Source organism: Allobosea sp. FG18 (assembly GCF_057809495.1).
Genome location: NZ_JBMDKB010000001.1, coordinates 227738 through 251348, shown reverse-complemented (window position 1 = coordinate 251348; position 23611 = coordinate 227738). Strand labels below are relative to the sequence as shown.

At 66.6% G+C, this 23611-nt stretch carries 21 protein-coding genes; 13 read left to right on the top strand and 8 right to left on the bottom strand.

Going from position 1 to position 23611, the window contains the following annotated elements:
- Nucleotides 1–165: 165 nt before the first annotated feature.
- The 5 genes from amaB to ACODTJ_RS01210 all read left to right on the top strand — a co-directional run bounded on the left by amaB (nt 166) and on the right by ACODTJ_RS01210 (nt 6625).
- Entirely contained in the window at nt 166–1686 is a 1521-nt protein-coding gene (amaB, locus tag ACODTJ_RS01230; RefSeq protein ID WP_454658071.1) for an L-piperidine-6-carboxylate dehydrogenase, read from the top strand.
- Between the two features lie 150 nt (nt 1687–1836).
- Nucleotides 1837–3033, top strand: a complete 1197-nt coding sequence (locus tag ACODTJ_RS01225) for an acyl-CoA dehydrogenase (RefSeq protein ID WP_454658072.1) — start codon at nt 1837–1839, stop codon at nt 3031–3033.
- Nucleotides 3034–3175: 142 nt separating this feature from the next.
- Nucleotides 3176–4366 (top strand): CaiB/BaiF CoA transferase family protein, encoded by a 1191-nt coding sequence (locus ACODTJ_RS01220; RefSeq protein WP_454658073.1) that lies wholly within the window; start codon nt 3176–3178, stop codon nt 4364–4366.
- Entirely contained in the window at nt 4359–6035 is a 1677-nt protein-coding gene (locus ACODTJ_RS01215) for a thiamine pyrophosphate-binding protein (protein ID WP_454658074.1), read from the top strand. Before ACODTJ_RS01220 ends, ACODTJ_RS01215 begins: the two co-directional genes overlap by 8 nt.
- A gap of 95 nt (nt 6036–6130) precedes the next feature.
- Nucleotides 6131–6625 carry a hypothetical protein gene (locus ACODTJ_RS01210; protein WP_454658075.1) on the top strand — a complete coding sequence of 165 codons (495 nt, stop codon included), beginning with the start codon at nt 6131–6133 and terminating at the stop codon, nt 6623–6625.
- 13 nt (nt 6626–6638) lie between these two features.
- Here the strand turns inward: ACODTJ_RS01210 and ACODTJ_RS01205 are convergent, their stop codons facing one another.
- The 6 genes from ACODTJ_RS01205 to ACODTJ_RS01180 form a co-directional block, all read right to left on the bottom strand.
- Nucleotides 6639–7238 (bottom strand): HdeD family acid-resistance protein, encoded by a 600-nt coding sequence (locus ACODTJ_RS01205; RefSeq protein WP_454658076.1) that lies wholly within the window; start codon nt 7236–7238, stop codon nt 6639–6641.
- Between the two features lie 110 nt (nt 7239–7348).
- Nucleotides 7349–8059, bottom strand: coding sequence for an SDR family NAD(P)-dependent oxidoreductase (locus ACODTJ_RS01200; RefSeq protein WP_454658077.1), 711 nt, complete (start codon nt 8057–8059; stop codon nt 7349–7351).
- A 7-nt stretch (nt 8060–8066) separates the two neighbouring features.
- Nucleotides 8067–9035, bottom strand: coding sequence for a transaldolase (gene tal / locus ACODTJ_RS01195; protein ID WP_454658078.1), 969 nt, complete (start codon nt 9033–9035; stop codon nt 8067–8069).
- 166 nt (nt 9036–9201) lie between these two features.
- Nucleotides 9202–10038, bottom strand: a complete 837-nt coding sequence (locus ACODTJ_RS01190; RefSeq protein WP_454658079.1) for a carbohydrate ABC transporter permease — start codon at nt 10036–10038, stop codon at nt 9202–9204.
- Nucleotides 10035–10910: a carbohydrate ABC transporter permease gene (locus ACODTJ_RS01185; RefSeq protein ID WP_454659041.1), complete on the bottom strand. Its 876-nt coding sequence runs from the start codon at nt 10908–10910 to the stop codon at nt 10035–10037. Before ACODTJ_RS01185 ends, ACODTJ_RS01190 begins: the two co-directional genes overlap by 4 nt.
- Before the next feature lie 107 nt (nt 10911–11017).
- Complete coding sequence (locus tag ACODTJ_RS01180) at nt 11018–12376, bottom strand: ABC transporter substrate-binding protein (RefSeq protein WP_488847406.1); 1359 nt, start codon at nt 12374–12376, stop codon at nt 11018–11020.
- Nucleotides 12377–12633: 257 nt separating this feature from the next.
- Between ACODTJ_RS01180 and ACODTJ_RS01175 the strand changes: the two genes are divergently transcribed.
- From ACODTJ_RS01175 to ACODTJ_RS01165, 3 genes are all read left to right on the top strand, one after another.
- A complete protein-coding gene (locus ACODTJ_RS01175; RefSeq protein WP_454658081.1) occupies nt 12634–13614 on the top strand; it encodes an ABC transporter substrate-binding protein in 981 nt (326 codons plus the stop codon).
- A 31-nt stretch (nt 13615–13645) separates the two neighbouring features.
- Nucleotides 13646–15397, top strand: a complete 1752-nt coding sequence (locus ACODTJ_RS01170; protein ID WP_454658082.1) for an ABC transporter permease — start codon at nt 13646–13648, stop codon at nt 15395–15397.
- 68 nt (nt 15398–15465) lie between these two features.
- Nucleotides 15466–16764 carry a GGDEF domain-containing response regulator gene (locus ACODTJ_RS01165; RefSeq protein WP_454658083.1) on the top strand — a complete coding sequence of 433 codons (1299 nt, stop codon included), beginning with the start codon at nt 15466–15468 and terminating at the stop codon, nt 16762–16764.
- 51 nt (nt 16765–16815) lie between these two features.
- On the opposite strand, the gene ACODTJ_RS01160 is transcribed toward ACODTJ_RS01165, so the two are convergent.
- Nucleotides 16816–17613: an SDR family NAD(P)-dependent oxidoreductase gene (locus ACODTJ_RS01160; RefSeq protein WP_454658084.1), complete on the bottom strand. Its 798-nt coding sequence runs from the start codon at nt 17611–17613 to the stop codon at nt 16816–16818.
- Between ACODTJ_RS01160 and ACODTJ_RS01155 the strand changes: the two genes are divergently transcribed.
- Entirely contained in the window at nt 17612–18250 is a 639-nt protein-coding gene (locus ACODTJ_RS01155; RefSeq protein ID WP_454658085.1) for a MarR family winged helix-turn-helix transcriptional regulator, read from the top strand. The genes ACODTJ_RS01160 and ACODTJ_RS01155 overlap by 2 nt on opposite strands.
- A 55-nt stretch (nt 18251–18305) precedes the next feature.
- On the opposite strand, the gene ACODTJ_RS01150 is transcribed toward ACODTJ_RS01155, so the two are convergent.
- Nucleotides 18306–19235 (bottom strand): LysR family transcriptional regulator, encoded by a 930-nt coding sequence (locus tag ACODTJ_RS01150; protein ID WP_488847404.1) that lies wholly within the window; start codon nt 19233–19235, stop codon nt 18306–18308.
- 122 nt (nt 19236–19357) lie between these two features.
- Here ACODTJ_RS01150 and ACODTJ_RS01145 point away from each other — a divergent pair, with 122 nt between their 5' ends.
- From ACODTJ_RS01145 to mmsB, 4 genes are all read left to right on the top strand, one after another.
- Nucleotides 19358–20854, top strand: a complete 1497-nt coding sequence (locus ACODTJ_RS01145) for a CoA-acylating methylmalonate-semialdehyde dehydrogenase (RefSeq protein WP_377845891.1) — start codon at nt 19358–19360, stop codon at nt 20852–20854.
- Nucleotides 20855–20876: 22 nt separating this feature from the next.
- Nucleotides 20877–21419, top strand: a complete 543-nt coding sequence (locus ACODTJ_RS01140) for a hypothetical protein (RefSeq protein ID WP_454658087.1) — start codon at nt 20877–20879, stop codon at nt 21417–21419.
- Entirely contained in the window at nt 21416–22570 is a 1155-nt protein-coding gene (locus tag ACODTJ_RS01135; protein ID WP_454658088.1) for an isobutyryl-CoA dehydrogenase, read from the top strand. The genes ACODTJ_RS01140 and ACODTJ_RS01135 overlap by 4 nt, the downstream gene beginning before the upstream one ends.
- Nucleotides 22571–22702: 132 nt before the next feature.
- On the top strand, nt 22703–23590 hold the full coding sequence (mmsB, locus tag ACODTJ_RS01130; RefSeq protein ID WP_454658089.1) for a 3-hydroxyisobutyrate dehydrogenase: 888 nt from the start codon (nt 22703–22705) through the stop codon (nt 23588–23590).
- Nucleotides 23591–23611: the final 21 nt, after the last annotated feature.

Genomic DNA, 23611 nt, shown 5'->3' with positions numbered 1-23611 from the left:
GAAAAATTCTCATCAAGTGGTGAGAACATATCGGTTGCCGTCACGCCATGAAAGAGGGCATTGTTCCGGCCTCAAGCGCGGCGGCCTCCGGTTACCGCGCTTTTATGTCATGCGCCCTAGGGCACGCGCCCTTTGGCCCCCGCTCGCGACCGCTGGAAGACAAAGATGGCCACATCCCTGCCGAAAGACACGCTCGCCCTGCTCAAGCGCCTTGGCGTCGCCGATTCGGCCTATGCCGATGCCGGCCTCTCGGCCGGCTCGCCGATCACCGGCGAGACCGTCGTGACCCTGCGCGAGACCTCGCCGGCCGAGGCCGAGGCCGCGATCGGCCGGGCCCAGTCCGCCTATCTCGCCTGGCGCAAGGTGCCGGCGCCGCGCCGCGGCGAGTTCGTCCGCCTGCTCGGCGAGGAGCTGCGCGCCGCCAAGACCGACCTCGGCCTGCTGGTGACGCTCGAAGCCGGCAAGGTCACCTCCGAGGGCCTCGGCGAGGTCCAGGAGATGATCGACATCTGCGACTTCGCCGTCGGCCTGTCGCGCCAGCTCTACGGCCTGACCATCGCCACCGAGCGCCCGAACCATCGCATGATGGAGACCTGGCATCCGATCGGCGTCGTGGGCGTGATCTCGGCCTTCAACTTCCCGGTCGCGGTCTGGTGCTGGAACGCGGCGCTCGCCTTCGTCTGCGGCGACAGCGTCGTCTGGAAGCCCTCCGAGAAGACCCCGCTGACCGCGCTCGCCGTGCAGGCCATCGTCGAGAAGACGATGAAGCGCTTCGGCCCCGAGGCCCCGATCGGCCTCTCGGAAGTCCTCGTCGGCGGCCGCGAGATCGGCGACATCCTGGTCTCCGACCACCGCGTCCCGGTCGTCTCGGCCACCGGCTCGACCCGGATGGGCAAGGAAGTCGGCCAGAAGCTCGCCGCGCGCTTCGCCCGCGCCATTCTCGAACTCGGCGGCAACAACGCCGCGATCGTCGCCCCCTCGGCCGATCTCGACCTCGCGCTGCGCGGCATCGCCTTCGCGGCGATGGGCACCGCCGGCCAGCGCTGCACCACGCTGCGCCGCCTGATCGTGCATGAAAGCGTCTATGACGCGCTCGTGCCGAAGCTCGCCAAGGTCTACGGCTCCGTGAAGATCGGCGATCCCCGCGAGGCCGGCGTGCTGGTCGGCCCGCTGGTCGACGAGGCCGCCTATCAGGGCATGCAGAAGGCGCTCTCCGAGGCCAAGGCCGAGGGCGGCAAGGTTCATGGCGGCGAGAAAGTCGATGTCGGCGCTGGTGGCTTCTATGTCCGCCCTGCGCTGGTCGAGATGCCCAGGCAGTGCGGCCCGGTCGAGCGCGAGACCTTCGCGCCCATCCTCTATGTCATGAAGTACTCGTCCATCGACGAGGCGATCGCGATCCAGAACGCCGTCGGCGCCGGCCTGTCCTCCTCGATCTTCACGCTGAACATGCGCGAGGCCGAACTCTTCGTCTCGGACGAGGGTTCGGATTGCGGCATCGCCAACGTCAATATCGGCCCTTCGGGCGCCGAGATCGGCGGCGCGTTCGGCGGCGAGAAGGAGACCGGCGGCGGCCGCGAGGCCGGATCGGATGCCTGGAAGGCCTATATGCGCCGCGCCACCAACACGCTGAATTACGGCACCACCCTGCCGCTGGCGCAGGGCGTCAGCTTCGACGTGGATGCGTGATCGGTAGGATCTAACAACATCCGCGCCGTCATCCCGGCCGGAGCGAAGCGCAGAGCCGGGATCCATGCCTGAACCGTTCAGGAATGGATCCCGGGTCTCCCTCCGGTCGCCCGGGATGACATCGCAACAGGTTCAAGGGAGACGAACACCATGGCCGGCAGCCACAAGCTCGCGAAGTTCACCTGGGACGATGCCTATCTGCTCGACGAGCAGCTGAACGAGGACGAGCGGCTGATCCGCGACACGGCCCGCGCCTATGCGCAGGAGAAGCTCGCTCCCCGCATCCATGACGCCTATCTCGACGAGAAGACCGATCGTTCGATCTTCAATGAAATGGGCGAGCTCGGCCTGCTCGGCGTCACCGTCCCCGAGGAATACGGCTGCGCCGGCGCCAACTACGTCTCCTACGGGCTCGTCGCCCGCGAGGTCGAGCGCATCGACTCCGGCTACCGCTCGATGATGTCGGTGCAGTCCTCGCTGGTAATGTACCCGATCTATGCCTATGGCAGCGAGGAGCAGCGCAAGAAGTACCTGCCGAAGCTGGGCTCCGGCGAATGGGTCGGCTGCTTCGGCCTCACCGAGCCGGATGCCGGCTCCGACCCTGGCGGCATGAAGACCCGCGCCGAGAAGGTCGCCGACGGCTACAAGCTGACGGGATCCAAGATGTGGATCTCGAACTCGCCGATCGCCGACGTCTTCGTCGTCTGGGCGAAATCGGCTGCGCATGACAACCAGATCCGCGGCTTCATCCTCGACAAGGGCATGAAGGGCCTCTCCGCGCCGAAGATCGGTGGCAAGCTTTCACTGCGCGCCTCGATCACCGGCGAGGTCGTCATGGACGGCGTCATCGTTCCCGAAGAGAACCTGCTGCCGAACGTCTCGGGGCTCTCCGGCCCGTTTGGCTGCCTCAACCGCGCCCGCTACGGCATCTCCTGGGGCGTGATGGGTGCCGCCGAGGATTGCTTCCACCGCGCGCGCCAGTACGGGCTCGACCGCAAGCAGTTCAACAAGCCGCTGGCCCAGACGCAGCTCTACCAGAAGAAGCTCGCGGACATGCTGACCGAGATCACCCTCGGCTTGCAGGGTAGCTTGCGCGTCGGGCGCCTGCTCGACGACGGCAAGATGGCCCCGGAGATGATCTCGCTGGTCAAGCGCAACAATTGCGGCAAGGCGCTCGACATCGCCCGCCAGGCCCGCGACATGCACGGCGGCAACGGCATCCAGATCGAGTATCAGGTGATGCGCCACGCGGCGAACCTCGAGACGGTGAACACCTACGAGGGCACGCATGACGTCCACGCGCTGATCCTCGGCCGCGCGATCACCGGCCTGCAGGCGTTCTTCTGAGCCCTACCACCCCCCTCCGCGTCATCCCGGGCGACCGCAGGTCGACCCGGGATCCATGCTGGAACATCGCCGTTTGGCGGTCAGGCATGGATCCCGGCTCTCCGCTTTGCTCCGGCCGGGATGACTGCGCGGATCGAGCCTGATGACTTCGACCCCACCGCTTACCGGCCTGCGCGTCCTCGAACTGGCGCGCATCCTCGCAGGTCCCTGGATCGGCCAGCTCCTGGCCGATCTCGGCGCCGATGTCGTCAAGGTCGAGGCACCCGAGGGTGACGACACCCGCAAATGGGGCCCGCCCTTCGTCGAAGGTACCGGCGACGAACATCTCTCCGCCGCCTATTTCCACGCCGCCAATCGCGGCAAGCGTTCGATCACGGCCGATTTCCGCACGGCCGAGGGACGGGCGCTGGTCCGGCGTCTCGCGGCGCATGCCGATGTCGTCATCGAGAACTTCAAGGTCGGCGGCCTCTCGAAATACGGGCTCGACGCGGCCGCGCTGCGCAAGGAATTCCCGCGTCTCGTCTATTGCTCGGTCACCGGCTTCGGGCAGGATGGCCCCTATGCACCCCGCGCCGGCTACGACTTCCTCGTCCAGGGCATGGGCGGGGCGATGTCGATCACCGGCGAGCCTGCGGGCGCGCCGATGAAGGCGGGCTATGCCGTCGCCGACATCTATACCGGGCTCTATGCCTCGGTCGGCATCCTCTCGGCTTTGCGCCAGCGCGACGCCACCGGCGAGGGCGCGACGCTCGATCTCGCCCTGCTCGACTCGCAGGTCGCCGTGCTCGGCAACCAGGCGATGAACTATCTCGTCGGCGGCAACCCGCCGCCCCGGCTCGGTAACGCCCATCCGAACATCGTGCCCTATGACGTGTTCCCGGTGGCGGACGGCCATATCATCATCGCGACCGGCAATGACGGGCAGTGGCGCAAGCTCTGCGAAGTGCTGGGCGAGCCGGCGCTGGCCGATCATCCCGACTATCTCGACAACAAGTCGCGGGTGAAGAACCGTGTCGCGCTGACGGCGAAGCTGCACCTGCTCTGCCAGCGCTATGCCAAGGCCGATCTGCTCGCCGGGCTGGAGAAGGTCGGCGTGCCCGCCGGTCCGATCAACGATATCGGCGAGGTCTTCGCCGACCCGCAGATCGTCGCGCGCGGCGTCAAGGTCGATCTGCCGAGCGCAGCGGCGAAAGCGGGCACCATTCCGACCGTCGCCTCGCCGATCGTCATGAACGGCGTGCGGCAGGTGGCCGGGCGCTCGAGCCCACGGCTCGGCGAACATGCCGACGACATTTTGAACGACCCGGCCTGGGGAGGGCCACAGCATGGCTAATCGCACTGGCGGGCAGATCCTCGTCGACCAGCTTCTGATCCACGGCGCCACCGACGCCTTCTGCGTGCCGGGCGAGAGCTATCTCGCGGTGCTCGACGCGCTGCACGACGCCTCGATGAAGGTCACCATCTGCCGGGCCGAAGGCGGCGCCTGCATGATGGCGGAAGCCGCCGGCAAGCTCACCGGCAAGCCCGGCATCTGTTTCGTGACCCGCGGCCCCGGCGCCACCAACGCCTCGCCCGGCGTCCATATCGCCGATCAGGACTCGACCCCGCTGATCCTTTTCGTCGGCCAGATCGACGGCAGCATGCGCGAGCGCGAGGCTTTCCAGGAGCTCGACTACCGCGCCGTCTTCGGCACGATGACCAAATGGGCGACCGAGATCGACGACGCCGCGCGCATCCCGGAGATCATCAGCCGCGCCTTCCATGTCGCGACCTCCGGCCGCCCCGGCCCGGTCGTGATCGCACTGCCCGAGGACGTGCTGACCGACATCGCTGACGTCGCCGACGCCGAACCCTATCAGGTCACCGAGCAGCACCCTGCCCCGATGCAGATGGCCGATCTCGCCAAGCGCTTCGCTTCTGCCAAGTCGCCGATCGCGATCCTCGGCGGCTCGCGCTGGAGCCCGGAGGCGATCGCCGATTTCCAGGCCTTCGCCGAGCGCTTCGACCTGCCGGTCGCGGTCTCGTTCCGCCGGCAGATGCTGTTCCCGGCCGATCATCCGAACTTCGCCGGGGATCTCGGCATTGGCCCGAACCCGAAGCTGCTCGCCCGCATCAAGGAGAGCGACCTCGTCCTGCTGGTCGGCGGGCGTCTCTCGGAGATGCCGAGCCAGTCCTACACGCTGTTCGGCATTCCCAATCCGGGCCGGCCGCTGGTCCATGTCCATGCCGACCCGGAAGAGCTCGGCCGGGTCTATCGCCCGACGCTCGCGATCAATGCCTCGCCGGCCGGCTTCTGCGCCGCGCTCAAGACGATCGAGCCGCCGAAGGCGCCGGCCTGGAAGGGCGCGGGCGCTGCCGCGCATGAAGCCTATATCGCCTGGAGCGAGCAGCCGGCGCCCGTGCCCGGCGAGTTCCATCCCGGCGAGATGGTGCGTTGGCTGCGCAGCCAGCTCCCCGAGGATGCGATTATGTGCAACGGCGCGGGCAATTACGCGACCTGGGTGCATCGCTTCCACCGCTTCAACAAGTTCGCGACGCAGCTCGCCCCGACCTGCGGCTCGATGGGCTATGGCGTGCCGGCCGCGATCGGCGCCAAGCGGATTTTCCCGGATAGAACGGTGATCGCCTTTGCGGGCGACGGCTGCTTCCTGATGAACGGCCAGGATTTCGCGACGGCCGTGCAATACGACCTTCCCGTCATCGTCATCGTCGTCGATAACGGCATGTACGGCACGATCCGCATGCATCAGGAGCGCGAATATCCCGGCCGCGTCTCGGCGACGACGCTGAAGAACCCGGATTTCGCGGCTTACGCCAAGGCCTTCGGCGGCCATGGCGAGCGCGTCGAGAAGACCTCGGAATTCGCGCCGGCCTTCGAGCGCGCGGTGAAGAGCGGCAAGCCCGCGATCATCCACTGCCTGCTCGACCCCGAGGCAATCACCCCGGCGAAGTCGCTTTCGACGATCCGTGCCGAGGCTTTCGCGGCTCAAGCTAAAAAGTAAACGCCCCGGACGAGAATCTTAACCTCGTCCGTGAACCTGAACCGAACCTTTCGCGACCATTGAGCGTTGAGCTGGTGGTAGCGGAGGGCAAGGCGATGGCACGCAACGGGATGGCGCGGTTCGGACTCGCGGCGGCGCTCCTTATGGCGGCCGCGCCTGCGGCGGAAGCTGCCGGCCTGTTCGACGATCTCGCTCGCGCACTGTTCGGTGGCGGGCCGCGTCTGCGGGCCTCTCCGATCTACGAATATGACGACGAGCCGCGCGTGCGGGCGCCGCGTGCGCGGGCGCCGGAGGCGTCCTCGAAGCCCAAACCGCCCGTCGTCCAGCTCGATCCCCAGGCCGACAAGCAGTGGTATCTGAAGGACCCGACGCTGCGGCGCGGCGATATCGTCGTCACGGCCCGCGGCGTGCTGGTTTATCAGGGCCGTGATGCCGATGCCTCGCGCGCCGCCGATTTCGTCGCGCTCGGCGGCAGCGATGCCAAGGGCTGGAAACAGCAATTGCAGTCGGCAGCAGCCGGCGGGCGGGCCCGCTTCAACGACCTCAGCACGCCGGCCAAGCCGGCTGTTACGGCCGAAGCGGCTGAGTAGGCCGCAGCCGAATTCAGCGCGATTTCACGCCGTCGAAGGTCGAGCGGATCGCGCGCGCCAGCGCGATCGCAGCCCAGCCCTGGAAGATCAGCTCGATCGCGAAGAAGGTGCCGAGCACCCAGACGCTCGAGCCCGGCCATTGCGCCAGGATCATGCCACCGAGCAGCAGCGACAGCGCACCCGACAGTGCCAGCCATCGCCAAGCCGGCAGCTCCCGGTTCTGGAACGCGACGACGAGGCGCAACACGCCGGTCGCGACCAGGGCAGCGCCGGCCAGCAGCGTCAGCGAGGCCGTGGCGAGAAGCGGATTGGCGAAGGTCATCAGACCGACCGCGACATAGAGCAGGCCGATGAGAATGTGCAGCACGCGGCTCTTCCAGCCCTGATGCCGGAAGGCGTCGATCAGCACGACGACGCCGCCGACGAGGATCATCGCCCCGAACCAGATCGCGCTGGCGAGGCTGAGCATCGCGACAGCGCCGAGCCCGACGATGCCGAGGATGACGAGGGCGATGCCGGCCGCCATCAGCCAGCCCGAATTGCGCCGGAGCGGGACGAGATGGGTGGCGAGCGAGGAGCCCGGACGGGGCGCGGATTCTGCAGGCGTGGTCATGGCCGACTCCGGTTGGGCGGGCCGCGACAGCCGTGGCGGCCTCGTCAGTGCAGACCGCTATCAGAAGCCCGCGCGCAGGCCGCGTCAATGATCTACCGCAAGACGCGCCGTCAGTAGGTGGCGCGACCGCCCGAGAGATCGAAGACCGCGCCGGTCGAGAAGCTGCAGCGCTCGCTCGCGAGCCAGGCGACAAGCTCGGCCAACTCATCGACAGTTCCGAGCCGCTTCAGCGGGCTCTTGCCGATCATCGTCGCGACCGTCTCCGCACTCATCTGCTGGAGCAGCTCGGTCTCGACCGCGGCCGGCGCGACCGCGTTGACGAGAACGCCGGTGCCGGCGAGTTCCTTGCCATGCGCCTTGGTGAAGGCGATGACGCCGGCCTTGGCGGCGCTGTAGGCCGAGAGCGTCGGCGTGCCCTCCTTGCCGGCGAGCGAGGCGATGTTGACGATGCGGCCATGGCCGCGCGGTATCATCACATCGGCTACCGCCTGCGAGCAGAGGAAAGTTCCGGTCAGGTTGATCGCCTGCACCTTCTGCCATTGCGCCAGCGGCGTCTCCGCGACCGTGGTCGAGGGGCCGGTCAAACCGGCATTGTTGACGAGCACGGCGATGGGACCGTGCTCGCGCTCGGTTGCGGCCAAGGCCTGAGCGACCGAGTTCTCGTCGGAGACGTCGCAGGCGAGATGCAGGCGCCCGGCCGTTGCGGGCGCCACGATATCCCAGACGACGGGAACGAGGCCGTCCTGCTCCAGCCGCTCGGCTACCGCGGCGCCGATACCCTTGGCGCCGCCGGTGACGACGGCGATCCGCCGCTCTGCCATGGCGGGGTCAGCCGAGCTTCGCGGTGACGAGCTTGCGCAGGCCGCGCAGGTCCTTGACGAAGCCGCGGATGCCTTCGGCCAGCTTCTCCGTGCCCATCGCATCCTCGTTCATGGCGAATCGGAAGGCCTTCTCGTCGAAGCCGAGCTTCCGGCTGACGCCCGCTTCCATCTGCGGCGAGGAGGCGGGCGAGAGGCGGCGCGGCAGGTCGCCGGTCGCGGCGGCGAGCTCGTCGAGTAGGCTAGGCCCGATGGTCAGGCGGTCGCAGCCGGCCAGCGCCTCGATCTCGCCGGTGTTGCGGAAGGAGGCGCCCATCACGACAGTCTTGATGCCGAAGGCCTTGTAATAGGCGTAGATGCTCTTGACCGAGACGACGCCGGGATCGGTCTCGGCGGTGTAGGGGCCGCCGCCGGCCTTGACGTGCCAGTCGAGGATGCGGCCGACGAAGGGCGAGATCAGGAAGGCGTTGGCCTCGGCCGCCGCGACCGCCTGCGGCAAGGCGAAGAGCAGGGTCAGGTTGCAGTCGATGCCCTCGGCCTGCAGCACCTTGGCGGCCTGCAGGCCCTCCCAGGTCGAGGCGATCTTGATGAGGATGCGGTCCTTCTCGACACCGCGCTCCTTGTAGGCGGCGATGACCGCGCGCGCCTTCTCGATGGTCGCGGCCGTGTCGAAGGAGAGATCGGCATCGACCTCGGTCGAGACGCGGCCGGGGACGATCTTGGTCAGCTCCGTGCCGAAGCTCACGGCAAGGCGGTCGCAGACGGCATGGACCGCCTTCTCACTGCCACCCTGCTTCTTGCCCCAGCCGATCGCCTCGTCGACGATATGGGCGTAGGCCGGCGTCTCCACCGCCTTGAGGATCAGGGTCGGGTTGGTGGTGCAGTCGACGGGCTTCAGGCGACGCACGGCCTCGATGTCGCCGGTGTCGGCGACGACGGTGGTCATCTGGCGGAGCTGGTCGAGCTTGGAGGCGGTCATCAAATCAATCCTCGGCATTTCTTCTTGTCGTAACGCGTCCACTGTGACGCCTGTTCACCGCCATTGCGAGAGCGATGAAGCAATTCGGCTATGCGGCGAGCTGACGCCGCGCGCCATGCCCGGGCTTGCCCCGGGCATCTCCTGAAGGAAGGGCGTCTTTTCCGGCCTAGCTCTTCACCGCGCCCGAGGTCAGGCCGCCGACCATGTTCTTGCGGAACAGGTAGTAGATCACCGCCGGCGGGATGGCATAGAGCAGGCCCGCCGCCATCAGCAGGTTCCAGGGCGCGTCGTCGGCCGAGAGGAAGAGGCCGAGGCCCACCGCCAGCGGAACCGCCTTCTCCGAGGAGAGCAGCAGGAAGGCGTAGAGATACTCGTTCCAGGCGAGCAGCAGCGCGTAGATGCCGATCACCACCATCGAAGGCTTCATCAGCGGCAGGTAGACCAGCCGGAAGAGCTGGATCGAGGTGGCGCCGTCCATCACCGCGGCCTCGTCGAGCTCCTTCGGCAATTTGTCGGAGGCCTGCTTCAGCACCCAGATCGCATAGGGCGAAGCCAGCGCGACCATCGCGAGGATCAGCGAGGCCTGCGTGTTGAGGAGGCCGTAGGAGCCCATCGCCTTGTACATGGGGATGGCGAGGAAGGCGGCCGGGATCAGGTAGGTCGCCAGCGCGAGGTTCATCATGGTGCGCCCGCCCCTGACCTTGAGGCGCGCGATGGCGAAGGCCGCGAAGGTCGCGACGAACAGCGTGATCAGCCCCGTCGCCACCGCGATGAAGAAGCTGTTGAACATCTGCCGCCAGAAATTGTGCAGGTAGTAGTGCTGCTGGGCGAAGACGATCTGGAAGTTCTGCAGCGTCGGCTGGTCGGGCCAGAGCTTGCCGGCCAGCATCGATTCCTGGTTGGAAATCGAGAGCACGAAGAGGTGATAGATCGGCAGCAGCGTCCAGACCAGGACGGGGACCGCGATCAGGAGCAGCTTGCCTTCGTCGAGGAACTTCTTCATGCGTCCGGCCCCTTCGACAGGCGCTTCACCATCACGAAGACCATCGGCAGGATCAGCGGCATGGCGACGATGATCGAGGCGATGCCGAGATCGAGATTGTTGTTGCGCATGTAGCGGATGCCGAGCGTCGCCAGCACGTGGTTGAGATCGCCCGGCCCGCCGCCGGTGAGCAGGTAGACGCTGTTGAAGTCACCCAGCGTCCAGATCATCGAGAGCATGGTCGAGGTGACGTAGAGCGTCGCCAGCGACGGCCAGGTGATGAAGCGGAACTGTTGCCAGCGATTGGCGCCGTCGACGCTCGCGGCCTCGTAGAGGTCCTGCGCGATGGCGAGCCGGCCGGTGATCAGGATCAGCGTCCAGAACGGCAGCGACTTCCAGATATGGACGAAGATCGATGAGATGAAGGCGAGCGTCGGGTCGGTGAGCCAGCCTGGCCCCTCCATGATGCCGAACCACTGGAAAAGCTGCTGGTTCAGCATGCCGTTCTCGGGATTCAGCATCACCCGGAAGGACAGGATGGTCGGGATCGACGGCACCGCCCAGGGCAGGATGAACAGCACCAGGACGATGCGGATCCAGGGCCGCTGCTGCACGAAGAAACCCGACAGCATGAGCGCGATCAGGAATTTCAGGTTCACCGCCACGAACAGGAAGATGATCGTGTTGACGACGGTGCGGATGAAGATCGGGTCGGCGAAGAGCGCCCGGTAGGAATTCCAGTTGAGACCCAGCCAGAGGCCATAGGCCACCGGATAGACCACCATGACGGCGAAGACGAGCACATAGGGCGCCAGCATGATCGCCCCCCACATCGCGCGGTCCCGCGTGAACCCCGATGCGTCATCGCGCGGCGCCGCTAGCGGCGCGGTCATGGCGGCTGTGCTCATGGACTCTCCGGAGATTTATCACCCTGTGAAAGATACGCCGCGGCAATCCTTGCCGCGGCGGGTCGTTGACGCAAGCGCAACGAAGGCGCGTGTCAGCCGGCGATCTGCTTGATGCGGGCGATCATCTCGTCCACGGCCTGCTCGGCCGGGATCTTGTCCTGAACCACGCGGTTCACGGCCTTGGCCCAGACGTTCTCGGCGTTCACGGTCGTGAAATTGTAGTTGTAGACGAACTGGAACGGCACGGTGCCGTCCTTGTACTGCTTGTAGACCACCGCGCGATGCGGGTCCTTGCCATCGGACCAGAACGGCGCGTCGATCGCCTTCAGCGTCGTCGGCACCCAGCGGCCGGCCGAGCCCTCGACGAAGGGCCGCAGGTTCTCGTCCTTCATGAAGAAGGCCATGAACTCCTTGGCGCGCTTCTTGTTCTTGGCATCGGCGAAGATCACCGCGGTCTTGACGGCGGCGAGGTTGGTCATCTTGCTGCCGTCCGCCTTGAGCGGGAACTCGGCGGTGCGGATGTTGTCCTCGTAGTTCTTCTTGGCCGTCGCCCGCTGCTCGGCGGTCAGCGCCTGGTTGTTCATGTCGTCCATGTGCTTGCCGGCGATCGAGATCGTGGCGTTGTGCGTGGCGACGGTGGTGCGGTTGTGGAAGGCGACGTTGTTGTCGGGGTCCAGCCAGTTCACCGAAGACGGCGGCGAGCAGCCGCGCTGGAAGACGTTGGCGTAGGACTTCACAGCCTCGACCATCGCCTTCTTGTTCTCGGGCTGATCGAGCACGATCTTGCCGTTCTCATCGACGACCTTGGCGTTATAGGCGTTGGCGAAGGTCAGGAAGGAATAGAAGGTGTCTGACGCCGCGACGCCCATCGGGTGGCCGATGCCGTAGACGCGCTTGCCCTTGGCGCGCATCGCGCCCTGGACCTTGTCGCACCAGAAATCCCAGTAGCCGTTCCAGGTCTTCGGGATATCGGCTTCCTTGAAGCCCGCCTCCTCCAGCATGTCCTTCCAGTAGGTGATGTGCATCATCTGCTGCTCGACCGGGAAGGCATAGTATGACTTCTTGCCGGCCTTGCCGTTCATCAGGAAGGTGGTCGAGAGCGCCATCGGCTGGAACTCGCCCTTCAGCGGCTCGATCACGTCCGAGACGTCCTCGAGCTTGCCGTCATAGGCCCATTTGCCGGTGGTGCGGAAATCGTAGGTGGTGCAGAAGCCGACATCCGGCGGCGTGCCGGCATCGACCGCGCCGACCGATTTGGTGACGCAGTCCTCGGTCGCGTAGAGCGAGAGCTCGACCTTGACGCCCGTGGCCTTCTGGAACTTGTCGACGACGGCGAGCAGCGCATCGTCTTCGCCCTTGTAGAATCCCTTGGTGAACCAGGCCGTCAGCGTCTCCTGCGCCATGGCGGCGCCGGACCAGCCCGCGACCACCGCCGCGACAGCGGTTCCCATGGCAAAATGCCGTACAAGCTTCATCCGATATCCTCCCGTTTAAACCGTTTTAAAGCGACCTTATGGTCGTCTTGCCGCGACCCTAATCGAAAAGCCCCGCACGAAACAAGCGGGGGCGCTCGCTCAAAAAGTATTTCTAATTGCAGGCTGTACAACCGTTCCACTGGAGAAACATTCGGCCACTTCATGGAACTGTCATGTGACGGGTCTACCGGCAGCGCCATCTCGCAACAGCGATCAAGAGATGGAGTACCGACATGCAGCGCAAGGCCCTGAGCGCCTTCATCCTCGCCGCCGGCCTCGCCGCCGCGCCGCAGGTCCTCGCAGCCGAGGGCAAGCTGGTGCTCTATACCAGCCAGCCCAATACCGACGCCCAGCAGACCATCGACGCCTTCAAGGCGAAGTATCCCAAGGTCGAAGTCTCCTTCGTCCGCGACGGCACGCCGCGCGTGATGGCGAAGCTGAAGGCCGAACTCGAGGCCGGCGCCCCGCAGGCCGACGTGCTGCTCATCGCCGATGCCGTGACCATGGAAGGCCTGAAGAAGGACGGGCGCCTGCTCGCCCATGACAAGGCCGATCTCGGCACCTATCCGGCCGGCATCCACGACCCCCAGAAGATGTGGTTCGCGACCAAGCTGATCACCACCGGCATCGTCTACAACACCAAGGCCACGATGAAGCCGGCGAGCTGGACGGACCTCGTCAAGCCGGAAGCAAAGAACCAACTGGCCATGCCGAGCCCGCTGAACTCGGGCGCGGCGCTGATCCACACGATCACGCTGGCCAGCAATCTTCGGGACGGTTGGGGTTTCTACGAGAAGCTCAAGGAGAACGGCACGCTGGCCGCCGGCGCCAATGGCGACATCCTGCGCCAGGTCGCCACCGGCGAGAAGCTCTACGGCATGATCGTCGACTTCATGCCGATCCGCGAGAAGGCCAAGGGCGCGCCGGTCGAGTTCGTCTTCCCGAGCGAGGGCGTTTCCGCCGTCAGCGAGCCGGTCGCGATCCTCAAGACCAGCAAGAACCCGGAAGCCGCCAAGGCCTTCATCGATTTCCTGCTCTCGAAGGAGGGCCAGGAGCTCGCGCTGAAGCAGGGCTATGTCGCCGCCCATCCGGATGTCGCCCTGCCGGCCGGCTATCCCGCCCGCAGCGCGATCAAACTGATGGCCTTCGACGCCGCCAAGGCGCTGGCTGACGAGACCGCCGCCCGCAAGCGCTTCGGTTCGATCTTCGAGTGATCATGGCCTTGCTCTCGCAGTGGCCGGCACGATGACGCTGGCCCTTGCCCGAAACAGCCAGCGGGAGCCCGCGATCGCGGCCCCGCCGGCTCCACGTTTGCGCCTGCCAGAAGGCTGGGGCCTGCCGGCGCTCGTCGTCGCAGTCGCGCTGCTGCTCGGCGGCCTGCCCTTCTTCCGATTGGTCGCGGCCGCCTTCGCGCCCGGCTGGCAGTTCGCGCCGGGCGAAGCCTTCACCGAGATGACGAGCCGCGCGGCTGTCACCGCGACCTGGCATACGCTGGAGACGGCCTCGCTCTCGGCGCTCGGCGCGCTCTTCGTCGGCGGCATCGTCGCGCTGGCGCTCGGCGTTACCGATGTCAGGGGCAAGCGCCCCCTCGCCTTCGCCTTCGTGTTCTCGATGATGATCGCGCCGCAGGTGGCGGCACTCGCTTTCCTCAGCCTGCTCGCACCGAACTCGCCAATCCTGTCGCTGATCGGCCTCGCGCCGCCGCCGGGCACGCCGAACCCGCTGTTCGGGCGCGGCGGCATCATCCTGGTCATGGCGCTGCATCATGCGCCGCTCGTCGCGATCACGCTCTGGACCGGGCTGCGCAGCATTCCGCAATCGCTGGTCGAGGCAGCGCAGATGGAAGGTGCCGCGCCCGCGACCATCACCACCAGAATCATCCTCCCGGTGCTGCGGCCGCAGATCATCGCCGCCGGGCTGATTGCCTTCGTCGCGGGCGTCGGCAATTTCGGCATTCCGGCCCTGCTCGGCCTGCCCGTGAACTACCTGACGCTGCCGACGCTGATCTATCGCCGGCTATCGAGCTTCGGCCCGTCGAGCCTCGGCGAGACGGCGGCTCTCGCCGTGCTGGTCGGCGTGGTCGCAGCGCTCGGCATCGTCGCGGCAGCGCTCGCCGCGCGCAATCAGCGCGGCAAGGTCGAGATCGAACGACCGCTCGAGCCGTACTGGCTGCTTGGCCCCGCCCGCACCTTTGTCGCCGCCGGTCTCTGGCTGCTGCTCACGCTGAAGCTCGGCTTGCCGCTGCTCGCCCTGTTGAGCGAGGCGCTGACGCCGGCACTCGGCGTTCAGCTCTCCTGGCAGACGCTGACCTTCGACAAGTTCAACGAGGTGCTGCTGCGGCAGGCCGTGACCATGCGCGCCTTCCGCAATTCGCTGCTCTTCGCCGGCAGCGCGGCGCTGATCCTCGCCATCCTAGCGATCGTCTTCGCCTATGCGCTGGAAAGGCGGCTCGGCAAGCTCAGGCGCACCGTCGAATTGATGATCGAATTGCCCTATGCCCTGCCCGGCATCGTGCTCGCCATCGCCTGCATCCTGATCTTCCTGAAGCCGCTGCCGCTGATCGGTGTCAGCATTTACGGCACGCCCTTCATCATCCTCTTCGCCTATCTCGCCCGCTTCCTGCCGCTGGCGCTGAAGGCGCCGGTCGCGGCGATGGCGCAGATCGAGGCGCATCACGAGGATGCTGCGAAGCTCGACGGCGCCGGTCTCACGCAGATGCTGCGCTTCATCGTCGCCCCGATCCTGGCGCCAGCTGCTGCCGTCTCGGCGCTGATGGTCTTCCTCGTCGCCTTCAACGAGCTGACGGTCTCGGCGCTGCTCTGGTCCTCGGGCACGGAGACGCTCGGAGTCGTGCTGTTCAGCCTCAAGGAAGCGGGTCTCGCCGGCGAGGCGGCGGCGGTGGCGATCAGCGCCTGCGTGGTCATCCTCATCGTGATGCTGGCGCTCGACCTGATCGGTCGCAACCGACAGCACAATATCCTGCCGTGGCGGATTTGACGTAGTCCAAGCGGCCTTTGACGGCAGACGTGACGGAAAATTAAACTTGCGGGCGCCCTAGATGGAGAATGGGTGCCCATCAGACATTGCAGGCCAGGCCGGAGCCCGTACCGGACGATCGCCAGATCCTCGTCATCGAGGATTCGCGGACCTTCTCACTCGCGCTGCGGCAGCTTCTTCAGGCCGAGACCGGGCTGCCGGTGACGACCTGCGCCTCGCTGAAGGAGGTCAGCGACCTGATCGTCGCAGCGCCCGGCGCCTATGCGATCGCCGTGGTCGATCTCAACCTTCCCGATGCCCCGCGCGGCGAAGCGCTCGACTGGACCGTGACGCACGGCATCCCCTCGGTCGTCTTCACCGCCACCTTCGATCTTGCCACGCGCGGCCGGATCATGGAACGGGAGGTCATCGACTACGTCCTGAAGGACAACGAGTTCGCCCTTCCCAATATCGTCGGCACGGTCAAGCGGGCGCTGAACAACCGCAACACCCGTATCCTCGTCGTCGACGATACCCGCACGACCCGCAAGGTGCTCGCGCGGATGCTGTCGATCCAGCAATATGCCGTGGTCGAGGCCGGGTCCGGGCAGGAGGCTCTGACCATCCTGGAGAGCAATTCCGATATCCAGCTTGTCGTCAGCGACTACTACATGCCCGACATGGACGGGTTCGAGCTGGCACGGCGCATCCGCCGCCAGCGTCCGGACGTGCGCGTCCTCGGCATCTCCTCCTCGACCGACCGCCAGACCTCGGCGGGCTTCCTCAAGGCCGGCGCGCATGATTTCGTCTCGCGCCCCTTCGTGCTGGAGGAGCTGCAATGCCGCATCGCCTCCAATGTCGAGGTGCTTGAGCAGCTCAGGCAATTGCAGGACCTTGCCGCCCGCGACTTCCTCACCGGCCTGTTCAACCGCCGCCACTTCTTCGCCCGTGGCCGGCAGCTCGTCAGCGAAGCCCGCGAGATGGGCCTACCGATCTCGGTCGCCATTCTCGATATCGATCATTTCAAGCGGCTCAACGACCGGCACGGCCATGACGGCGGCGACAAGGCGCTGACGGCCGTCGCCCGGACGCTCGGTGTCATGGCGGAGCGCGGCTTCAACCTGCTCGCCCGCATCGGCGGCGAGGAGTTCGCCATTATCTTCCCGGGTGCCGACCTCGACGAGGCCGAGCGCCTGTGCGGCGACATCCGCGCGGCCATTGCCGGCGCACCACTCGTCATCAACGGGGAAACCTTGCCGCTCACGGTGTCGATCGGCGTCGCCGCGCTCGCGCCCGATGCCATGCTCGAAACCTGCCTCGGCCAGGCGGACGAGGCGCTCTATGTCGCCAAGCAGGACGGACGCGACAGGGTCCGCACCGCCGCCTGAGCCAAGGCAAGCCGCCTCTCGGCGAAGCGACTTGCCTTCGGGCCATTCTTCTCAGGCGATGTAACGGGGTGCCGGCCTGCGGGTCTGCGATGCCGCGATGATCGCACCACGAGCCTGCTCGAAGCCGGCCCAGAGCCCTTCGTCCGCGACCGACGGCCAGGTGATGGTCTCGCCTCGATCGAGCCCGGCCAGTGCCGCATCGACGAGTTCATCCACAACCATGACCTTCTCGGGGTCGAAGCTTTCCAGCGGCACGCCCGCAAGCTCCCAGATGTCGGTCGCAGTCGCCGGCGGATGCACGCTCTGGACCGTCACGCCCGTCCCCTCGACTTCCGCCTGCAGGCCGCGCGAGAAGGCCAACACGAACGCCTTGGTCGCGCTGTAGACCGCGCTATGCGGCAGCGTGTGGAGACTGAGAATCGAGGCGATATTGACGATCGTACCACGGTTGCGGGCGACGAGGCCCGGCAAGACCGCATGGGTCAGCCGGGTCAGCGCCGTGACGTTCAGGGCGATCTGCGCAATCGAATCGGCGGCTGGAGCCTTGGCGATCGGCGCGAAGCGGGCGATGCCGGCATTGTTGACGAACAGCTCGATATCGCCCCGCGCGGCGAGATCCTTTTCGACGCGTGCGAGATCGGACTCGTTCGCGAGATCGGCGACCAGAATCGCGACCTTGCGGCCATGGGCTGAGACGATGCGGTCGGCGACCTCCTGAAGCCGATCGCGCCGGCGCGCGATCAACAGCAGATCATAGCCGCGGGCCGCGAGGCGATCGGCATAGACAGCGCCGATGCCGGCGGACGCGCCGGTGATGACGGCGAGCTTACGGTGGGAAAGCGTGCTCATGATGAAAACCTTTTTGATTGAGCACTCAACTTTTTTGTTGAGCGCTCAATCAAATGGGATGCGCTACCCCTCTTTCAATAGTGTGGGGCTCAACTATTTTAGTGGCATGGATCAGATTCCAGCCAATGAGGCGGATGACTGCGTCACTCCCGGCGTCCTTCCGGAAGCAGCCCTCGTTATCGCCTGCACAAACACCGCACTGCGCCGCGCGACGCGGCGCCTCGGCCAGCTTTATGACGACGCCATCTCGCCGCTCGGCCTCAAGGCGACCCAGTTCGGGCTGCTCGTCGCCATTAACGGGCTTAGCGCACAGGACAAGGGGCCGACGCTCAACGAGATCGCGACGCACCAGCTTGTCCAGATCTCGGCGTTAACCCATGCGTTGCGCCCGCTGGTTCGGGATGGGCTCGTCGCGCTCCATCCCGACCTGGAAGACCGGCGCAGCAAGCGGGCGACGCTCACCCCTGCCGGCCGAAGCCTCATGCAGCAGGCCATCTCCCGCTGGGCCGATGCCAATGGCCGTATCGAGACAACGCTCGGCCCGACTGTTGCCGGAAACCTGCGAGCTCTTGCCGACCTGATATCGTCCGAGCGTTTCCTTGCCGCCTATCACAGCGGGCTGCCGCTCGAGCCATAAGGCGACCGCCATCGAAGCCGCCTGACAACCGGGTCAGGCGGCGTCGCCCCCCGCGCTACTCGGCGGCTGCGCGGTGCTCCACCCTTGTCTCGCCCATCAGCAGGGCGCGCGAGGCCTTCACCTCGCGGACGACGAAATCGACGATGGCGCGCACCCGCGCCACGTCTTTCAGGTCGGCATGGACGAGCAGCCAGAAGGAGCGCGTGATCGAGACCGTCTCCGGCAGGACGGGCACGAGCCGCTTCTCCCCTTCCGCCATGAAATGATGGATCACGCCGATGCCGGCGCCGGCCGTCACGGCATTCATCTGGGCGATGACGCTCGAACTCTGGACATGGGCGCGCAGGCCCTTCGCGACCTCGTCGAGATAGTCGAGCTCGGGCGAGAAGATCAGATCGTCGATATAGCCGATGATGCGGTGCTCGAAGAGGTCTTCCGGCTTCGTCACCGGTGGCATCGTGGCGAGGTATTCCGGCGAGGCATAGAGCCCAAGGCGATAGTCCGAGAGCTTGCGGGCGACGACCTTGCCTTCCTTGGGCGGCGCCAGCGTGATCGCGACATCGGCCTCGCGCTTGGACAGCGAGAGCAGGCGCGGCATGGCGATGAGCTGGATTTCCAGACCCGGATAGGACTTCGCGAAGAGCGCCAGTCGCGGCGCCAGGAAGGACGTACCGAAACCATCAGGCGCGCCGATCCTGACCGTGCCGGAGAGCGCCATATCGGCGCCGCCGATATCGCTCTGGATCGCCAGCGCCTCGGTCTCCATGCTCTCGGCCTTGGCGAGGAGCCGCTCGCCATGGGCGGTCAGCGTGTAGCCTTGGGGGCGGCGCTCGAAGAGCTTGGCCTTCAGCGCCTCCTCCAGCGAGGTGATGCGGCGCGAGACGGTGGCGTGATCGGCGCCGAGCCGGCGCGCTGCGGCGGTCAGGCGGCCAGAGCGCGCCACGGCCAGAAAGAAGCGGAGGTCGTCCCAGTCGAAGCGCTCCAAGGCTCTCTCCCGTATTTGTGTTTACGCACGGCCTGCGTTTCACACTCGCTATAGCCGTGCGCAAACGAGAATGGTAGGGAGATGGCAAGATCAACACACCACCAATTCGTAGGGAGGGCGCAATGCGTCAGGTTGGGCATTTCATCGGCGGCAAGCATGTCGCAGGCACGTCGGGCCGCACGGCCGACATCTACCAGCCGATGGACGGCACGATCATCGGCAAGGTCGCCCTCGCCTCGACCGCCGAACTCGACGCCGCCGTGCAGAACGCCGCCGAGGCGCAGCCGAAATGGGCCGCGACCAACCCGCAGCGCCGCGCCCGCGTGTTGATGAAGTTCCTCGACCTGATCGCGCAGAATAATGACGAGCTCGCCGAGCTGCTCGCCCGCGAGCACGGCAAGACCATTCCCGACGCCAAGGGCGACATCCAGCGTGGTGTCGAGGTGATCGAGTATTCGCTCGGCGTGCCCGGCCTGATGAAGGGCGAGTACACCGACGGCGCCGGCCCCGGCATCGACATCTATTCGATGCGCCAGCCGCTCGGCGTCTGCGCCGGCATCACGCCGTTCAACTTCCCGGCGATGATCCCGCTCTGGAAGCTCGGCCCCGCGATCGCCTGCGGCAACGCCTTCATCCTGAAGCCGTCCGAGCGCGACCCGGGCGTGCCGATGCGCCTCGCCGAGCTGTTCATCGAGGCCGGTGGCCCTCCCGGCATCCTGAACGTCGTCAACGGCGACAAGGAATCGGTCGACGCCATCCTCGACAATCCCGAGATCAAGGCGGTCGGCTTCGTCGGTTCGACCCCGATCGCGGAATATATCTACAGCCGCGGCTGCGCGAACGGTAAGCGCGTGCAGTGCTTCGGCGGCGCCAAGAACCACATGATCATCATGCCCGACGCCGACATGGACCAGACGGTCGATGCCCTGATCGGCGCCGGTTACGGCTCCGCCGGCGAGCGCTGCATGGCGATCTCGGTCGCGGTTCCCGTCGGCAAGGCGACCGCCGACGAGCTGGTCAAGCGCCTGATCCCGCGCGTCGAGAGCCTGAAGATCGGCCCCTCGACCGACGTCAACGCCGATTACGGCCCGGTCGTCACCAAGGCGGCGATGGAGAAGATCAAACAGTACGTCGATGTCGGCGTCCAGGAAGGCGCCAAGCTCCTGGTCGACGGCCGCGACTTCAAGATGCAGGGCTACGAGAACGGCTTCTATGTCGGCGGCTGCCTGTTCGACAACGTCACCAAGGACATGCGCATCTACAAGGAAGAAATCTTCGGGCCGGTGCTCTCGGTGCTGCGCGCCGACACCTATGAAGAGGCGCTGAAGCTGACCAACGACCACGAATACGGCAACGGCACCGCGATCTTCACCCGCGACGGTGACGCCGCGCGCGACTTCGCCTCGAAGGTCCAGGTCGGCATGGTCGGCATCAACCTGCCGATCCCGGTTCCGCTGGCCTATTACACCTTCGGCGGCTGGAAGCGCTCCTCCTTCGGCGACCTCAACCAGCACGGCCCGGACTCGATCCGCTTCTACACCAAGACCAAGACGGTGACGGCGCGCTGGCCGAGCGGTATCAAGGACGGTGCGAGCTTCGTCATCCCGACGATGAACTGAGGCGCCACCGACGGAGAGGGCCATGGAGCGATCGCTGCGCATCATCGCAACGTCGCTCGCCCTCCTCTGCGGCATGGGGCCGGTCCTCGCGACCGGCCCCGCTCCCCCGGTCGAGGATGCGCTCTGTGAGCCGGGCGCATCCGAGAACGTGCCCCTCACCGAGACGCAGCTCGCCCGCTGCCGCCAGCTCTGGCAGGAGCGGTTGCAGGCGGCGCGGGAACGAAGCCGGCTGTTCCACGAGCAGGCGGTCGCGGACAGGGAGCATCAGCGCGCCGCAGCGGCCAGCCGGGCGCCACGCTCGGCCGCGCCGGTGACCGTCGAAACCTTCATCAGCACCGGCGACGTCGCCTATGGCGACGTGGTGGTGACCGACAAGGGACCGCGCGTCTTCGTCGGCAAGACCGGGGAACCGGCCACGGCGCAGGATTTCGTGGCGCTCGACTCCGCCCGATCTCCCCATCGCAGCCGTGCCGGGGCCTATGACGGGGCCTACCCGCAGCCCGGACGATCTCAGGCCGCGAAGCCGCGGCCCGACGCCCCCACCCAGCAGGAGCGCAAGCCTTGAGCCCGTTTTCCCTGACCGAGGACCAGATCGCCATCCGCGACATGGCGCAGGATTTCGCAGCGGAGACGCTCGCGCCTCACGCCGCACGCTGGGACGAGGAGAAGCATTTCCCGGTCGAGGAGATGCGCGCCGCCGCGGCGCTCGGCATGGGCGGCATCTATATCCGCGACGATGTCGGCGGCTCCGGCCTGACCCGACTCGATGCCGCCTTGATCTTCGAGGCGCTCTCGACGGGCTGCCCGACGGTCGCGGCCTATATCTCGATCCACAACATGTGCGCCTGGATGATCGACCGCTACGGCGATGACGAGCAGCGCCAGCGCTTCCTGCCGAAGCTCTGCACGATGGAGCACCTGGCAAGCTACTGCCTGACCGAGCCCGGCGCCGGCTCCGACGCCGCTGCGCTCAAGACCAGAGCCGTGCTGGACGGCGACCATTACGTCCTCGACGGGCAGAAGCAGTTCATCTCGGGCGCGGGCGTCTCGGACGTTTATGTCGTGATGGCGCGCACCGGCGAGGCCGGCCCCGGAGGCATCTCGACCATCGTCGTCGAGAAGGACACGCCCGGTCTCTCCTTCGGCGCCAACGAGAAGAAGATGGGCTGGAATGCCCAGCCGACGCGCGCCGTGATCCTCGAGAACTGCCGCGTGCCGGTGGCGAACCGCCTCGGCCCGGAGGGCATCGGCTTCAAGATCGCGATGGCCGGCCTGGACGGCGGCCGGCTCAATATCGGCGCCTGCTCGCTCGGCGGGGCGCAGGGCGCCCTCGACCGGTCGATCGCCTATGCCAAGGAACGCAAGGCCTTCGGTTCGGCCATCGCCGATTTCCAGGCTTTGCAGTTCAAGCTCGCCGACATGGCGACAGAGCTCGAGGCGGCCCGCAGCCTGCTCTGGCGCGCGGCGGCGGCGCTCGACGCCAAGACGCCCGACGCGACCAAGCTCTGCGCGATGGCCAAGCGCATCGCCACCGACACCGGCTTCGAGGTCGCAAATCACGCCCTCCAGATCCATGGCGGCTACGGCTATCTCGCCGATTACGGCATTGAGAAGATCGTCCGCGACCTGCGCGTCCACCAGATCCTCGAAGGCACCAACGAAGTGATGCGCATGATCGTCGCGCGCGGGTTGGTGGGTCGGTCGAAGGGGAACTGACGCAAAGGGTGTCATCCCGGACGCCGAGGCGATCCGGGATCGCATGACGAATAGACACCTTTTTCTGACGACGCTCCCGGATCGCCTGCGGCGTCTGGGATGACACCAAGACAACATCGGGAGAAGCGCAGCATGACCAACATCGCCTTCATCGGCCTCGGCAACATGGGCGGCCCGATGGCCGGGAACCTCGTCAAGGCCGGCCATAGCGTCAAAGCCTTCGATCTCGCGCAGGCCTCGAAGGATGCCGCGGCCGAGATGGGCGTCGGCATCGCCGGCTCGGCCAAGGAGGCCGTGGCCGAGGCGGAAGTCGTGGTGACGATGCTGCCGGCGGGCAAGCATGTCCTCGCCGTCTGGGCCGACATCCTGCCGGCGGTGAAGCCCGGCACGCTCTTGATCGATTCCTCGACCATCGATGTCGAGAGCGCCCGCAAGGCCCATGCGCTGGCGGCCGAGCGCGGCTGTCTCTCGCTCGACGCCCCGGTCTCCGGCGGCACCGGCGGCGCCAAGGCTGCAACACTGACCTTCATGGTCGGCGGCACCGAGGATGCCTTCGCCAAGGGCGAGCCGATCCTCGCAAAAATGGGCCGCCGGATCGTGCATTGCGGCGGAGCCGGCAACGGCCAGGCGGCCAAGATCTGCAACAACATGATCCTGGGCATCTCGATGATCGGCGTTTCCGAGGCCTTCGTGCTCGGCGAGAAGCTCGGCCTCTCGCATCAGGCGCTGTTCGACGTCGCCTCGACCTCATCGGGACAATGCTGGTCGTTGACGACCTATTGCCCGGTGCCTGGCCCGGTGCCGACCTCGCCGGCCAATAACGAGTACAAGCCGGGCTTCGCCTCGGCGCTGATGCTGAAGGACCTGAAATTGGCGCAGGAAGCGGCGCAGGCGGCGGGAGCCTCGACCCCGCTCGGCGCGGCCGCCGCGCAGCTCTTCGGGCTGCACAATGCCTGGGGCGAAGGCGGCACGGATTTCTCCGGCATCATCCATCTTCTGCGGGGACGCGGGGAGGCGTGAGACGCGCTTGCGCGGCATGGC